The organism is Massilia violaceinigra (assembly GCF_002752675.1).
Taxonomy (GTDB): domain Bacteria; phylum Pseudomonadota; class Gammaproteobacteria; order Burkholderiales; family Burkholderiaceae_D; genus Telluria_A; species Telluria_A violaceinigra.
The window spans coordinates 3,471,073-3,484,547 of sequence record NZ_CP024608.1; the positions used below are offsets into that span (position 1 = coordinate 3,471,073).

General features: G+C 62.2%; 14 protein-coding genes. 5 read left to right on the forward strand and 9 right to left on the reverse strand.

Going from position 1 to position 13,475, the window contains the following annotated elements:
- Positions 1–319: 319 nt before the first annotated feature.
- Positions 320–541: a hypothetical protein gene (locus CR152_RS32950; RefSeq protein ID WP_157778509.1), complete on the reverse strand. Its 222-nt coding sequence runs from the start codon at positions 539–541 to the stop codon at positions 320–322.
- A gap of 57 nt (positions 542–598) precedes the next feature.
- On the opposite strand from CR152_RS32950, the gene CR152_RS15685 reads away from it, so the two are divergent.
- Together CR152_RS15685 and CR152_RS15690 are read left to right on the forward strand one after the other, a co-directional pair.
- Positions 599–1,090 carry a hypothetical protein gene (locus CR152_RS15685; protein ID WP_157778510.1) on the forward strand — a complete coding sequence of 164 codons (492 nt, stop codon included), beginning with the start codon at positions 599–601 and terminating at the stop codon, positions 1,088–1,090.
- A 203-nt stretch (positions 1,091–1,293) separates the two neighbouring features.
- Positions 1,294–1,470, forward strand: coding sequence for a hypothetical protein (locus tag CR152_RS15690; protein WP_229413413.1), 177 nt, complete (start codon positions 1,294–1,296; stop codon positions 1,468–1,470).
- An 83-nt stretch (positions 1,471–1,553) separates the two neighbouring features.
- On the opposite strand, the gene CR152_RS15695 is transcribed toward CR152_RS15690, so the two are convergent.
- From CR152_RS15695 to CR152_RS32955, 3 genes are all read right to left on the reverse strand, one after another.
- Positions 1,554–2,171 (reverse strand): hypothetical protein, encoded by a 618-nt coding sequence (locus CR152_RS15695; RefSeq protein WP_099875859.1) that lies wholly within the window; start codon positions 2,169–2,171, stop codon positions 1,554–1,556.
- On the reverse strand, positions 2,161–3,297 hold the full coding sequence (locus CR152_RS15700; RefSeq protein WP_099875861.1) for an ImmA/IrrE family metallo-endopeptidase: 1,137 nt from the start codon (positions 3,295–3,297) through the stop codon (positions 2,161–2,163). Before CR152_RS15700 ends, CR152_RS15695 begins: the two co-directional genes overlap by 11 nt.
- Before the next feature lie 105 nt (positions 3,298–3,402).
- Positions 3,403–3,966 (reverse strand): hypothetical protein, encoded by a 564-nt coding sequence (locus tag CR152_RS32955; protein WP_157778511.1) that lies wholly within the window; start codon positions 3,964–3,966, stop codon positions 3,403–3,405.
- 535 nt (positions 3,967–4,501) lie between these two features.
- Between CR152_RS32955 and CR152_RS32960 the strand changes: the two genes are divergently transcribed.
- The 3 genes from CR152_RS32960 (at position 4,502) to CR152_RS32965 (ending at position 6,293) form a co-directional block, all read left to right on the forward strand.
- Complete coding sequence (locus tag CR152_RS32960) at positions 4,502–4,720, forward strand: hypothetical protein (protein ID WP_157778512.1); 219 nt, start codon at positions 4,502–4,504, stop codon at positions 4,718–4,720.
- Between the two features lie 358 nt (positions 4,721–5,078).
- Positions 5,079–5,684, forward strand: coding sequence for a hypothetical protein (locus CR152_RS15705; RefSeq protein ID WP_099875863.1), 606 nt, complete (start codon positions 5,079–5,081; stop codon positions 5,682–5,684).
- A gap of 258 nt (positions 5,685–5,942) precedes the next feature.
- A complete protein-coding gene (locus CR152_RS32965) occupies positions 5,943–6,293 on the forward strand; it encodes a hypothetical protein (protein ID WP_157778513.1) in 351 nt (116 codons plus the stop codon).
- Here CR152_RS32965 and CR152_RS15715 read toward each other — a convergent pair.
- The 5 genes from CR152_RS15715 to CR152_RS15735 form a co-directional block, all read right to left on the reverse strand.
- Positions 6,273–6,626 (reverse strand): hypothetical protein, encoded by a 354-nt coding sequence (locus tag CR152_RS15715; protein WP_099875867.1) that lies wholly within the window; start codon positions 6,624–6,626, stop codon positions 6,273–6,275. The two genes, CR152_RS32965 and CR152_RS15715, sit on opposite strands and share 21 nt — an antisense overlap.
- Before the next feature lie 92 nt (positions 6,627–6,718).
- Positions 6,719–7,462: a hypothetical protein gene (locus CR152_RS15720; protein WP_099875869.1), complete on the reverse strand. Its 744-nt coding sequence runs from the start codon at positions 7,460–7,462 to the stop codon at positions 6,719–6,721.
- The gene (mobF, locus tag CR152_RS15725; protein WP_099875871.1) at positions 7,459–10,425 is read right to left on the reverse strand and encodes a MobF family relaxase; all 2,967 of its coding nucleotides are present in this window, start codon (positions 10,423–10,425) and stop codon (positions 7,459–7,461) included. The genes CR152_RS15720 and mobF overlap by 4 nt, the downstream gene beginning before the upstream one ends.
- Positions 10,426–10,560: 135 nt before the next feature.
- Complete coding sequence (locus tag CR152_RS15730; protein WP_099875873.1) at positions 10,561–11,640, reverse strand: site-specific integrase; 1,080 nt, start codon at positions 11,638–11,640, stop codon at positions 10,561–10,563.
- 768 nt (positions 11,641–12,408) lie between these two features.
- Complete coding sequence (locus CR152_RS15735; RefSeq protein WP_157778514.1) at positions 12,409–13,299, reverse strand: ankyrin repeat domain-containing protein; 891 nt, start codon at positions 13,297–13,299, stop codon at positions 12,409–12,411.
- Between the last annotated feature and the right edge of the window lie 176 nt (positions 13,300–13,475).

Here is a 13,475-nt window from a genome sequence, read left to right on the forward strand (position 1 = left end):
CTCGCGGGCGGCCGGAGGCGGGCGAAAACTCCAACCCCGACAGCGGCGGCGAAGCGTCGCCGCGCGCGAAGCGACGATGGACAGATTTTGTCGCGGGAAAGCGTCACATCGATTGCAATCTTTCCCATTCAACACACGGGAAGGACATGTCCGGCGAAACCATCAGGAAGGGATATCCATCGGCGCCTACATCCCCATCGAACGGAAATTGGATTTTCCCTCTCCACGCGTCTGAGCTAGATTGAAAGGACGGCACGGAGCAGAACAGCTCGGTCGCCCATCGGTATAATCTCGATAGCAGCGGCTCTGTAATGATGGTTTACGCGTTGGAAAAAAGCCCCCAATGCATACGATGCCTTGTGCGGATGGCTGCTTCCACTGTCGCGCTGTTCGACGGCGAGTCGCCGCTGCCGAGTCTGTTTATATCTTCGTCGAGTTCGATTTCGGCATAGGCCTGTATCGATTGCTGGTCAGCGCCCAAATCTTCCAAGGTTTGCGCGTCAAGATCCCAGATTCGTTTTGGAAGTTCGGTGTGAATCATGATGTGCCTGCTGCGTTAGTCGTGGTGGAAAGTCTACGAGAATTGAGGGGGAAGTCAATGAGCGAAAATAGAGTAGCCAGCTCAAGCAAAGTCAAGACTGACGTTAAAGCATTTAGTGACCTTGTCATTGGAAAAGCCATCATTTTGTGCGGCGGCGCGGCAATCCTCGCCGATGCTATTCAGTCTGCTGCGGCGAAAGGGCAAATTGCGTCGTTCAATGTGCATGAACTCGAAACTTTTAGATGGGGGAAGATCTTCGTGGCTCGCGTATGGGTTGACAACGAATCGACCGCTTATCTCTTGAAGGTTAGGGGCAACAACAAGGGTGCGCGGAAGGACTTCATTGTTCCACGAGAGGTGGTGGTGGGTGCTATAAACGATGATGCGTCAATCATTGCCGCAGCGCTGATGAATAATTTAGATGCAATGGTTTGGATCGGTAAAAATTTCGAACCATCTTTTTTAGCTGCCGCGCAGAACGCCCAAATCGCTTTTGCCGCCAAGGTGAGCGTGCCTACAAAGTCGGGATCGAATCCATTGCGTTTGTGAAACGAAAAATGGACCGTGCCGACATGGCACTTTCTCGTTGTCGTGTCGAGGTAAGGCTACGCTTGGCTTGGGTTCGCCGTGCCCGCCGATACGGGTGTCGCCAAAACCGCGCCTGCATCCCCGTCGAACGGAAATTGGATTTTCCTCTCCACGGGTCTGAGGTCCTTCACGGCCATCCGGCCTACGCGCCAAAGAAGTTCGCAATGAACAAGGCCAAATCGAACACAAACTGCAAGGCATCGCCGGAAAATTCAGGAAGCTGGTTGCAACCCGTCGGCACCATCGAGCAGCAATTCAAAGGCCTCGCGAATCAGCCCGAAGGCAAGACCCAAGAAAAAATCGGCGGGTTGAAAGAAGCCGTCAACAAAGCGACGAACTAAACCGTTCGCGTTCCGAGGAAAAATGCCGCGACCGTCGCGACATTTTTCTCGCAATGCCGTTTTTTCTTCGCACTGACGCAGCCTCATAGCGCGGGCGGCTTCGTCGCCAAAGGCGCCGTGGCGCCGCTTCCCGATGCGTTCGCTTTGCACTGGCCGGCCATTTCAATAGCGCGGGCGAGATGCTCGGCCAATGATCCATTTAGGGCGATGTGCTGTGTCAGCACGTCCTGCTTCTCGACATTGGTGAGCGCCCCGTTGAAGTCCAACCAGGCCAGCAAATGCGGAGTAGTCTGGGTAAGGTCATGCCCCGAGGCCCTGGCTAACTTCGCGGCTTTCAGATCATCCGTGATCACAGCTTGGCGAATTCGCATGGCGAAGGCGATCGACGAGAGCTCGCCTTTCCCCAATTTCTTCCTCTGCTCCAAAGCGCTGACGAGGCTCAGGTCCGCCATGGAGCAGGAGTGGCTCGGGAAGCCGCCGAGCGCCTGCTCAATGCAAAGTCGCTTTTGCAGTTCGGTGTCAGAAGGATTTGGCTTCGAACGCGGCTTGACCAACAATTCATAGCGCACCACGTCAGTGATGCAGAACGAGCATCCGGCCCTCTTCGCCGCGGCGTGCAGTGTCGCCGACGACAGGATGTTCCAAACGGAGCAGGTATCGGCGACATTCACTAAGTGGAACTGAGCGGGGTTAATGGCCATGGAGCTTGTGTCCGTAAAGGCCGGCCACTTCATTGAGCTCGCTCGGGCTGCGCAGCAGGGCCTCGGCCAAACGGCCGGCGCTGATGAAGCCTTGCCGATGGGCCTCGAAGCAAAGCGCGACGTAATGATTCGACAGGCCTTGTTCAAGCAGCGCCGTCTTGTTGGCTTTTTGAGCTGCGCTTAGCGAGCGGGGGATTTCGGGGTCGATCTTATCGGCCGCCGAGACTCGCAAAGCCCGGATGCGTTTGCATAGCGCGACGTCCACGAGGCCTGCTTTGAGGAGCGCGATTCCCAAGGCGTCGCAACTCACTCGAAATTCGTTGGCCCAGCGCTTGGCGTCGTCATCGCTCCAACCCTTGGCAGGCGGAAGTTGGCGCAGTTGGCCCGGGGGCATCAAGTAGGCCGATGCGAATGCGTTGGCCCGCCTTTCAAGCGGCGTGCTGGTCTCGGTCCGCAGGGAGACCCGGGCGCGGGCGTCGGCGTCGAATAGCGCATGGGCCAGCTCGTGGGCCGCGCTAAACCGCTGGCGGTAGATGTCCTCGCTCGCATTCACGAGGATGCACTTGCCTGCGGTCGGGTGGACGATGAACAGCCCGGAGATATCGGAGTCCCCAAGCCGCCGCCGAAATACATGGATGCCCAACCGGCGGCAATCGCCAAACACGTCTCGCGTAAGGTCGTTCTCTTTGTATCTCAGCTTTTCCCTCACGGCCTGGGCCGCATTGATGATTTGCGGACTCCCGTTGGCAATCGGCGTCGGATGGAACGAAGCGGCGGTCCGGCCCAAGTCGTTGCTCAGCTCGCTTTCAGTTTCGCAAAGGTAAAGGAAGTCGCGGATGGCGCGCCGGTCTTCCTTGCTGAAATCGTCGCCCTTGGCCCGATACAGGATCTGGGTGGGCGGCGCCTCGGGGGGCTGCTCGTCCGTGAGGAATATTTTGTAATCGCAGAGAAAGTGTCCGCTCAGGATCAGGATCTCATCGCCAGTGGGCTCGATGGCGCCTGCTTCGATTCGTTTGAGCCGGTCGACAGCGATGCCGAGAGCGCTCCCCAACTGATCGACGGATTCGCGCAGCTCTTTGCGGTGGGTTGCGATCTTGGCGCCAAGGATAGTCAGGTTGAGGGCCATGGATGCGTTCAGCGATGCTTCTCAAAAGGGACGAGTCTGGTGGTTCTTCGCGAGGGCAAATAATCGCTCGATTTAAACGCTAGGTTGAAAGACGCGTCTGGGCGTCTACGCGCGGTCCTTCGCAACCATAGATTGTTGACAAATAGTAATGCATTTTGTCATGTCCGGTTCTTCTTTCGACGCGATGTCGTCGAAATGTTGCATCGCGACGACGCTTGGGTTGCGATTTTTGCTTTGGTTCCCGCGAACCGAGGAGCGCGCGGATACCCGCGGTAAAAATCGACGATGCGGCAGGCCATGTGCGGAGTGCTGAAATGCTCGGGGGATGGGGGCGTCGGCCCCGGGCGACGGCGATGTTCGCGCGGCCATGGAAAAGCAGATCATGGAGATCGGCCGCAAAGAGGGCGTGGAGAGCCAGAGGGACGAATTCGCGAAAAAATCAAAGCGGAGAAATGCGTGACGGCGGACTGGTGCGGCATCAAATGTGAATTCACGGCGCGCGGCGCGACGCAGACCGGGCGCTTCAAGAAAGTCGAAGGGGGATGGGCGCTTGTCGGCGTTGGAGGGCATGACCAGCCCATAGGCTCGCCTTTGCTTGGACCGACGGCGCGAAAAATTCAAAGGATGCTCCTGAAGTTGGATGCTGAGATATGCGTGTGGCGCTTCCATGGCTGGACCGCCCTCCAATTCGGCATCGGTCTTTTTTCACGACGCCTGGAAAGCGGCGGCCGAAAAAAACGCCCACTGACCTTTGTAGGTCGGCGGGCGGCAATCCAATCTTCGAAGAAGTATTGGAGGAGACGCGTTCAATGTAGCTGAATTTATGTTGCGGTGCAATACGGTAGAACTACTATTTGCGCTCGTCCCGAGCTGCGAGGCGAGCATCCAGGGAATGGTCGAAGCGGCGGACGCGGCGCTGTTCGACGCTAAGCGAGTCGGGCGGAACGTTGTTTGCCATGCGGCCGGCGACGTCCCGGCATAGCGTTTAGCCTCTGCTCGGGAATGGAGCGGTCTGCCACGGGTAGTGGCGTAAAGCGGACTCGCTTGCGGATATTGTTTCCCCGCGAGGAGCCCATCGCCAGCAATCCGGCGCCGGCCGTCGCGGAGGTGTTGACCCGACAGGTTGGCCCGAGGCGCGCCAATCGAGCGTTCATTTTTGGCAATGTTGGTATAATTCAGCGCCCCATCTCACGCCGGCCCCCCAATGTCTCCCTATCCGACCAATGTCAAAGTCCGTGCCTTGCAAAGAATGGGCGCGGCGATCGAACGCGCGATTGTGAGCAAGCTGCCGAGGGACAAGGATCGCGCGGCAAGATGGGCCGGCGCGTGGGGCCTGCTCTGCGAAATCGAGAGAGTCCCACAGGCGCGCGCGTGGGCGCTGAATGACGACAGCGAGAGCGACGACGGAGCCGGGCTCGCCTGAATTGTCGGATATCGGCGTTGTGGCGGAATTCTGGCTTGGTGTCTGGGCAGAATTCGCGCGTTGCGGTTTGGCACTTTTTTGCGGTGGCGAGATGGCAGGGCTCCCGTAAGTGAGTTGTGGCGCGTGGGGCTTCGCCCTCAAATCGCAATGCCCTACGCCTAGGCGACGCTTGCCTTCGACCTTGCGAACCGCAGCGAAACCGACGCGCTCGCGTTCGCGCCATGTTGCCTCGCGTCTGGTCGCCCCAGGCGGACTGCCGGTCGGCCGCCCAATCACAATCTCAGCAATGGATGGGGCGCCTCCGAGCGTTCCAGGCCCCTCGCATTTCGCGGGCGCGCCGCCCATTTTGGAGAGACCCATGTCAAATGCCGCCTTCGCGTCGTTGAAGATCAACATTTTGGACGAGACAAATCCAGACATCGACGCGCTCGTCGAGCGGATGATCCGCGCCGTTTCCCGCGGAGACTTGGAGGAGACCAAGCGGCTTGTGCGCGCATTCGACGCGTTGGGCCTCGACGTGTTCGCCGTGGAGTTCGAGGCGCGACTCGGCGGAAAAGATTTCGACGGCTTCATGTGCGACTGGGCATTGGAGCGCAAGGCTTGGGGCCCCTTGGCCTTTCTGCTGCGGGTTGGGATCCGCAGGGACGACTCCAATGCGGAAGAGGTCTTCGGCGGCATGTCCAGCGGAATCGACTATGCCGCGGCGGGGCGCGCTGTCCGTCAAAAATGGATCGATACCATGCGCGCCGTGATCGCCCCGAGGACCCTGCGGCAAGCCCGCTGGCTTTTGCACCATCCCATGCTCTGGGAGCTCGGTCCCGTCGCGAGGTCGGAGTGGATCTGGGTGGCCACCGAGTTCATCGCTCTTTGCGAAAAGGCTGAAATTGCCGGCTCAGTCGGGCTAGCCTGTTCAGCCCGGGAGGCCGTGCGGGGCCCCGGGGACCCGGCGAATCAGCGGCTCTGAGCCGGCGCTGGCTTCGATAGAGACCTGGGCATGGGGGACGTCGCGGAATTCTGCGACGTCCAATTTTTTTTCATACACCCTACGCACCTTCTTGCGGTGCAAGCGCGGTGCGTCGCTTGCGCGACATTTAACATCGCGCGCGGGCGCGAGGCGTCCTTGGCGCTTCGCTTCCGCACCGTTCATGAATCCCTAACTCGACGGCGCGCAAAGGCTCGATTTCGGCCTAAGATTGCGATTTCATACTTTCTGGAGCGCCAAATGGGCAGCATTAAAGAAGCGAGCATCGCGCTCAAAGCAATCCCACTGCTGACGCAGCCTGAGATTGAACTAGTGAACAAGCGCGCTATGCAAGGGGTGCAGGCTTGTTGCATCGTGGATGAAATTTCTGCGGAACGCGCCCAAGCCGCTAGGGTGGACGAGTTGATTGGCAAACTTGGCGCCCGCAACTTGCTCGGTTTTTTGACCGCCGAGGATTACGTGGCCGCCATTCACAACGTCCGGGCGGGAATCCCCGTGCAAGAAGTCGTAGATCGAATCAATGCGAAGGTGGAGGCTTTCAAGGCTACCCTCGCAACCGAGGGCGGCGTTCTATCCAAGGGACCCGATTGATTTGGCGACCTCCCAAGAAAAGGGGTGTTTTTCACTTACTGTAAGAGGAAGGGGCTGGTCGGCGATGGCTTTGAGCCGCGCCACGTGGGCCTCGTCCCACGGCGCGAAGCTTCCCAAGATGGTGGCCCGGGCGCATTCGGCCGCGAAGAATTCATTGAGCCCTTGGGTCCCGCATTTGCGCTCATATTGACCTACCTGCCTTAGTTCTTCCAATCCGAACGGGAAGGCCTGGGAATCGTGCCCCGCATTCAAGGCGAGCCTGGCCATGAGGGGGCTAGCTTCCCCGGCCATTCCTCCAGTGATGTGGACATAAAATTCTGATTGAAAGTGCATAAGCCCTCCGGTAAAGTCCGGCGACTGTCTCATGCGGACGCTCGCCGAGCAAGGCGGCCGCAGACCGTTCGTCGCCATAGAGCGGAGGCCGGCTACGCGTGGCCCGATGCCAAAAACGCTCCGGGTTGGCCATCGTCCGATATTTTGTGGATGCTCACGCTCCAGCCGTCGGCGGTTCCCTTGCACATCAAGTAGAGGTCGCCGTTGGGAACCATGCCCCATGCTGTCGCGATGGCGGGCGCGCTTGGGAGCGTCGCGAGAGCCGGCAGGCCGCGGGCCTTGGCGCCGCGGACTTGCGACGCGGCGACGCGCTCGACGAGCACGACCGAATTGATTCCGCGCGATCCGGGCTGCTCCAACCGCGCCTTCGCCAATAGAGAGCGAGCGGGCAAATCGGCCGCCTCCCGATCCAGCCATTGGCGCAACGTAGGCAACGGCGGGACGGGTTCCTCGTCTTCGAATTGCTCCCCGCCAGCCGCCGAATAGATCAGCTTGCGCAGAGCCGCCATCTCGAGCCGCAGGCGGACCATCGCCTCGCCGTTCATCGCGGCCGCAGAAACGACATCGCGCGCGGCCCCGCGGAAGGCCTGCGTGGCGTCCGCCATCGACGCCGAGGAAGGCGCGTCGGGCATCGGCTTGCCTTGGATCGTTGAAAGCGCCAAATCAAGGGCGAGGTCGATCGCGGCCGTGGGCGCCATCTCGTCGGCTCTGTCGCCTAGCAGCGCGATGAGCTTGGCCTTGCGTTCGGGAGACAGCCTCACCGTCACGGCAGCCCTTTTCCAAGCGCTTGGAATGTCCGCGGAAGGGCGATAGGAGCTTCTCGCCGCGGCGCTCATCGAGACGCCTCGCGGGAGCCCTGAACCGGCCCCAGCATGTCGGAAGGTCGGGCCTGCCGGCGCGCGATGGATAGGATCTTGGCGAAGAGACGAGTGACGGCCCCGGTCGCGGGTGCGACAACGTCCGTCGGAATCGGAGGAATGGCGTCGGCTTCCTGGTCCGCGTCGGCTTCCGAGGCCGCCTCGAGCGCGAGGGCGTCCCAACGATCCAAGGACGTGTCCTTGGATCGGCTGCGCGACATCGCCCGCGCGAGGGCCGCGACCATGGACTCGCGATCGGCCGGCTTCGGCTCGCCGGCGTCGTGGGACTCCAAGTCCCGCGGGAGGAGGGCGCCTTGGTTGGCGTAGATCGTCGTGGAGAACCTCGATCGGCTCGCGGCCACGTAGGCCCACTCGCGGTCGCACATCGAGGGGTTCGCCAGGACATGGGCCGAGTCGAACGTCCTGCCTTGCCCCTTGTGGTTGGTGAGGCACCACGCGCTGTCGAAGCGCCCGAAAGAGGGCGGGACCATGGCCAGGGTCTCGCCGCGCTCGTTGGGATCGTCGAGCTCGACTCGAAGCAGCGGCGTGTAGGCCGCCTGGTCGATCGACAGGATGGTCCCGGCGACACCGTTGGAGACGCCCAGCGCCTTGTCGTTCTTGGTGAACACCACCCGGTCGCCCGGAGCGAATCGCTTCTTCTCCCGCGACTCGTCCCGGTGGATGATTTCGACCTCGATGCCCCACTCGTCGCGCACGGTCCCGTCCGCGATCATCGCGGCGCGGGCCTTGGCGTTCAACTCGGAGACTTCCGCCCGCGTTCCGGCGATCATCGTCTTGCGGTCTAGGGGAGCCTTGTCCGCCATCCACGCGGCCACCAGCGCGTCGATGGTGGCCGTGTGGCCGGCGACGATCATCAATCGGCCGCGCTCGTCGAGCATCCTCAACGCGTCGTCCGCCTCGCCGGTGGCGAGCTTGCGGACGGCCTCGCGCAGCCACTTGTGGTCGAATCGCTCGCGCCACCTTTCGAACCCGCGGGCCAACTTGGGCTCTTCGGCGCACAGCGCTTCGAGGGCGCCGAGCCGCGCGTCCTCGGGCAGCCGGGCCAGTGCCCTGGCTCGGGGGTTGGACAGGTCGCCGCGCGCGCGCAGCCAATCGACCAGGGGGCCGAAGTCGGTGCGCTGGCGCTGGATGTTCGAAATCTCGGCCTTGCCGTGGCGGTCGACGAGGGCGCGAAATATGCCGCCGGCGTCGATCGGCTGCAGCTGCTTGGGGTCGCCCACGGCGACGAGCTTGGCGCCGGCGTCCAGGGCCGCCTTTTGCAGCAGGAAAAACTCGCGCGAGCCCACCATCCCAGCTTCATCGAGGAAGAGGATGGTTCGCGGTCCCAGTGTCGCCTTGCCCTTTTCGAGGGCGTGGAGGAGGCTGGCGATGGTCCTCGACGGGATGCCCGTCTCCCTGGCCAGGTTCTGGCTCGCGGCGGCGGACTGGCAGCACCCCGCGACGGCGAACCCGGACGCCTTGTAGGCCTCGCCCAATGCTTTGAGCATGGTCGTCTTCCCGGTTCCGGCCCATCCCTCCACGAACGCGTGCCGCCCGGTCTGGGACGCGACGTGCATGGCCGCGGCGCGCTGCTGGGCGAGCGAGGCCGGCGCGCCGAGCTTGGCGGAGATCTCGGCTTCGAGCTCGTCGAACTGGCGATCGATGGCCTCGGGCGCGAGCCGATGGCGCTCGTCGCCCGCGCCGGCGGCGACCGCGTCGCTGCACGAGGTCTCCATGGCCAACGTCGCCTTGGAGGTGAAGACTTCCGCGAGCGTCTCGGTCCGACCCAGCGGCACGGCGAGTTCGCAATCCAAAAACCTCGCCAGTTCCGCCAAGCACTTGGCCGCTGTCCAGCGGCCCATCGCCATCTCGCAGATCAGCGCGAGGGCGTCGGACGAGGTGGCGCACGACTGCCGCTCCATGAAGCGCTCCATGAGCTCCCCGTGGTCGAGGGCGAAGGGCTCGGCCGCCTCGGCCAACGCGGGCGCATTCCTCATCGCGCGGACGGATTCCGGCGTCAAGCCGATGGCCTCCGCCTGCCTGGCGAAGTCGGCCAAGAGCTCCGGCAGAGGCGGCTCGGCCTTGGCCGCCCGGGTGTTGAGCGCGGCCACCTCGCGGGCCCTGGAGCGGGCGGCGCCCTCCATCCCGCACTCCTTGACGTATTGGGCGATTTGCTTGGAGCGCGTGGACAGCGCGTCGCGCTGGGACTTGTCGATTCCGCGCAGCGTGAAGTAGGGGCCGTCGGGCTCGACGCCGAAGCCGAGGGCCTTCATGCGGCTCGCGAGCTCGACGCGGAACAGGATGCCGGTGGCCTTGGTGCGCTCGAACTGGGCTCGCTGTTCGAGCGCGCTCCACTCGTCGACGCCCTCGCGCTTGCCCAGGTTGAAGAGGAAGCAGTGGATGTGCAACTGGGGCTCGCCGGCTCGGCTCGCGAAGTGGGGATAGCAGGCGGCGACGGCGGCCTCGGCGAATCGCTTCTCCTTGCCCGCCTTGCCGTGTCGCGTGACGCACTCGGCGGCCACTCGCTCGAGTGCCGCCTTCGCCGCCTCCCTCACGCACTCGGCGATGGCCTCGCGCGTCTCCTGGTCCCCTCCCGCGAACGCCGCCGACACGTCCTTGGGCGCCGAAAAGGTGAGGTCGAGGCCCATGACGTGGCCGTCGCCAGCGCCCTTGACGAGCGGCTCGCCGGTCCGCGGGTGGAAGCCCTTGGCGAGGCGCTCGACATGCTCGGGCGACGCCGAGCCTTCCAGTCCGAGCAAGGCCGCGCCGTTGCAAGCCCAGAAGGGCAGGTCGCCGCTTTGCTTGGCCTTGCCCCTGGCATAGTCGTCGAAATCGCCTTTCGGCTTGGTCGAGGAGGTCGGGCCGCCGAGGTAGTGCAGGTATCCGCCGCCTCCGCGCTTGGCCTGGTTTCTCGCCGAGTTGATTTTCGCGATGGAGAGCATGAGGTCCTTGTTGGAGGGCTTGGGGGCGGTTGCGGCGGGGGCGCGCGTAGGTATGCTCGCCGACAGGGCTCGACGCCGATCGCGGAATGAAAAAATCCCCACCGAAGCGGGGAAGGGAAGCGCGGGACCGACGTGTTAGTCCAAGAGGCCGATCAATTCGTCGTCGCGGAAGTGGGAGTATCGATTGAACGCCTTGTAGGTTTTGTGGCCGACGATGTCCATGATCGCCTTGATCGGCGCCTTGCGCTTGTTCATGCTCATGAGGCTGATCGCTTCATGCCTGAGGTCATGAAATGTTAGTCCGACGATGCCCGTTGCCTTGATTTTGTATCGAAATTGGAGCGAGACTTGCCGAGGATTTCCGAGGGCATGGAATATTCGATGGGAGCCAGGATCAATCTCCGCCCGCAGCAGTCTGATCGTTTCTTGTGCCCGGAGTGACAGGGGAACGCGCCTTTCCTTTCTTTTTTTGGTGTGCCCTTTGGGAATTATCCATAGGCGATCATCTCGCGCTAATTCGCGCCACTCCGAGCGCACGAGCTCTTGCAGGCGCGCGCCCGTTTCCAGCGCCAGTTGGACCAGGCACTCCCAGTGCAACCTTTCTGGCCCTTGGCGAATTTGCTCCATGATTTTGTCGTATTCCCCGGGCTCCAATCGACGGTCTCGTTGGACTTCCCAACCTTCTGGAAAACATTTAGTGGTGAAGTGGAGCTTCGGCTCGTCGACCTCCATTTGTTCCGCCCACCAAGTGCACGCGGCTTTCATGAGGCAAATGTGCCCAAGCAAGGTGGAATACGCGTATGGTTTCCCGGCGCGCATTGTGTTCCTCATTTTGTCCACATAGTCGCTAACCCAACCTTTGGTGGATTTTCCGATGGCGATGCTCCCCACGTTTTTGAGGACGGTGTTGATGCCTCGACAAGAGGTCCCGCGCTTGAATTTCACGCTCTCCTTGTATTGAGTGAGCGCGTCGGCGAGCTTGGTGCGAAAGTAGAGCGCCTCTCCGCCTTGACGGGCCGCGGCCTTCATCTTCGCCAATGGAAGTTCCGCCGCCTCGTCCTTCATCTGCGGCATGACCGCGTCGAGGAATTGCTGCGCGGCCTCTCTGGTGGCGAATCGCCGCCTCGTGGCTTTGAGTCCGGTTACCCGAGCATAGGCCTCGTATTCCGTGGGCGAGTTTTTGAGCGCCAGTATTCTGATGCTTCCCTTTGCCATGTTTTTGCTCCTTTTTTATTGATTTTCTGCGGGCAAGGCCTTGCTGACGAGTGGGCTTGAACGCCGATTTAGGGTTGGTGTTGGCATCTTTTCGCGCAAAGATTTTTGTCTCTTTTTTGCGCGCATTCGATGCGCCACGCCTCACTTAAAGCGGAGCGGGCCTTATGGCGCAAGGCCGCTTTGATGGGATTTCTTTCAAGGAGTGGCCAGGAAAATGCCATGTCCTTTGCGAACTTTTTCCCAAAAAGAGCGCTATTTATACAATTGCTCGCTCATTTTTTACCTTTCTGCTTTCACATAAAGCGTAAAAGTGTCGTTTTGCATGGGCGCTGGCCGAACCGATCCGGCAGATTCGGCGGCGATTATTGCGCAGAAAATAGGCGAACTTCGCTGACGAGCGGCGCGACTGGGTCCGTCCGCACCCGCGAATCTTTCGGTTGATTCATCGCTCCACTAGGCATGTTCGACATCGCATCGATGCCTCCGGTCGGCCACGCCGCGCGCCTGGCATTTCGCCACGGTCCGCGGCGCCGCAAGATCACCCTCCGCCTTTGTAGTTCGATTGGCGTCACATCGGTCGACAGGCTAAGACGGCAGTGGCTCGTTCGAGCGCGCGTCGCAGCCCGTCCCGGCGGGAAGAGTCAGTTCGTCCAGCGAAGTCGCGAAGACCAACCTTCCGGTGTCCCAGTCGGCTTCTCCGCAGACATCTGCGTTTCCACGGGTGGCTGCCGCGTCGGGTCTTTGCCATGCGCCCCGGATCGCCGCGCCTCAAAGGCCCTTGGCGTTTGGGCGGCTTGGCCCGGGCGAGGGCGCATGCTCGGCGATGAAACTTCGCTCGCGCCTTGCCATGGCTTCGGCTTTAAGGCGCGCCGCCAAGGCGGGCCATCGCTTGCTGGCGAAGTCCGTGGCGCGCTTCCCGTCGCGATGGACCGCGTCGAGGTCCGAGACGGGCGAAAGCAAGTCCGCGCACACGGCGCTGCCGCTGGACGCTGCCCACATCAAGGGCGTCATTCCTTCGTCGCACCGAAGGCCGGCGTCGGCCCCGTGGCTCAGCAGGGCGGCCAGCGCCTGTTCGTTGTCCCGCTGCGCCGCGTAGTGCAGGGGAGTCATGCGCCAGCCATCCAAGGGGTCGATTCGAGCGCCGGCGCGGGCCAGCGCGCGGATCATCTGGGCGTTGCCGTCCTTCGCGGCCAAATGCATGAGGGAGGTGCGTCCATCGATGGCGTCGAGGTCGGCGCCGCCGCGCGCCGCCGCCAAGATCGCTTCGACGTCGCCATCAATGGCCCATTCATGGAGCGGGCCCAGCTCCTCGAACTCCATGCCATGCGCCAATGCGAAGTGGAGTTTTCGATGGTCGGCCTCGATGGCCCGGATGGCCTCCGGCCGCTCTGTTTCGGCCAGCATCTTGGCCAAGCGGCTTTTCTCTTTGGCGAGCCACCCCGGCTCGTCGTCGGCCGACTCGCGCTCCGAGCTGAGGGCGAGGCTCGCTTTCAAGCCTTTGGCGTCCAATGTGTCGTCCATCCAGCCGAACTCATCGCCGCGGCTCTTGGCCAAGGTGGACACGCTGGCTCGCGCGACGCCCGACAGCCCGAGGTAATGCTCATGGAGTGGCAGCGGCGGGGACGGTCGCCCCGGAATGTAGATGACATGTTTTTTCATGGCTAGGGCCGAATGGCCGCAAGGGTCGAAGGGGCGAGCTCGGACGCGGATGGCGGCGCCCTTGCTTTTCCCACATGACGGCTCTCCGGTCAATGGTCCATCGACGCCGCGTTTAGCCAAGGCGCTGGCCATGCGCGGATTGGCAAGTCGTTGGGGAACGCGGACCGGGCCTCGAC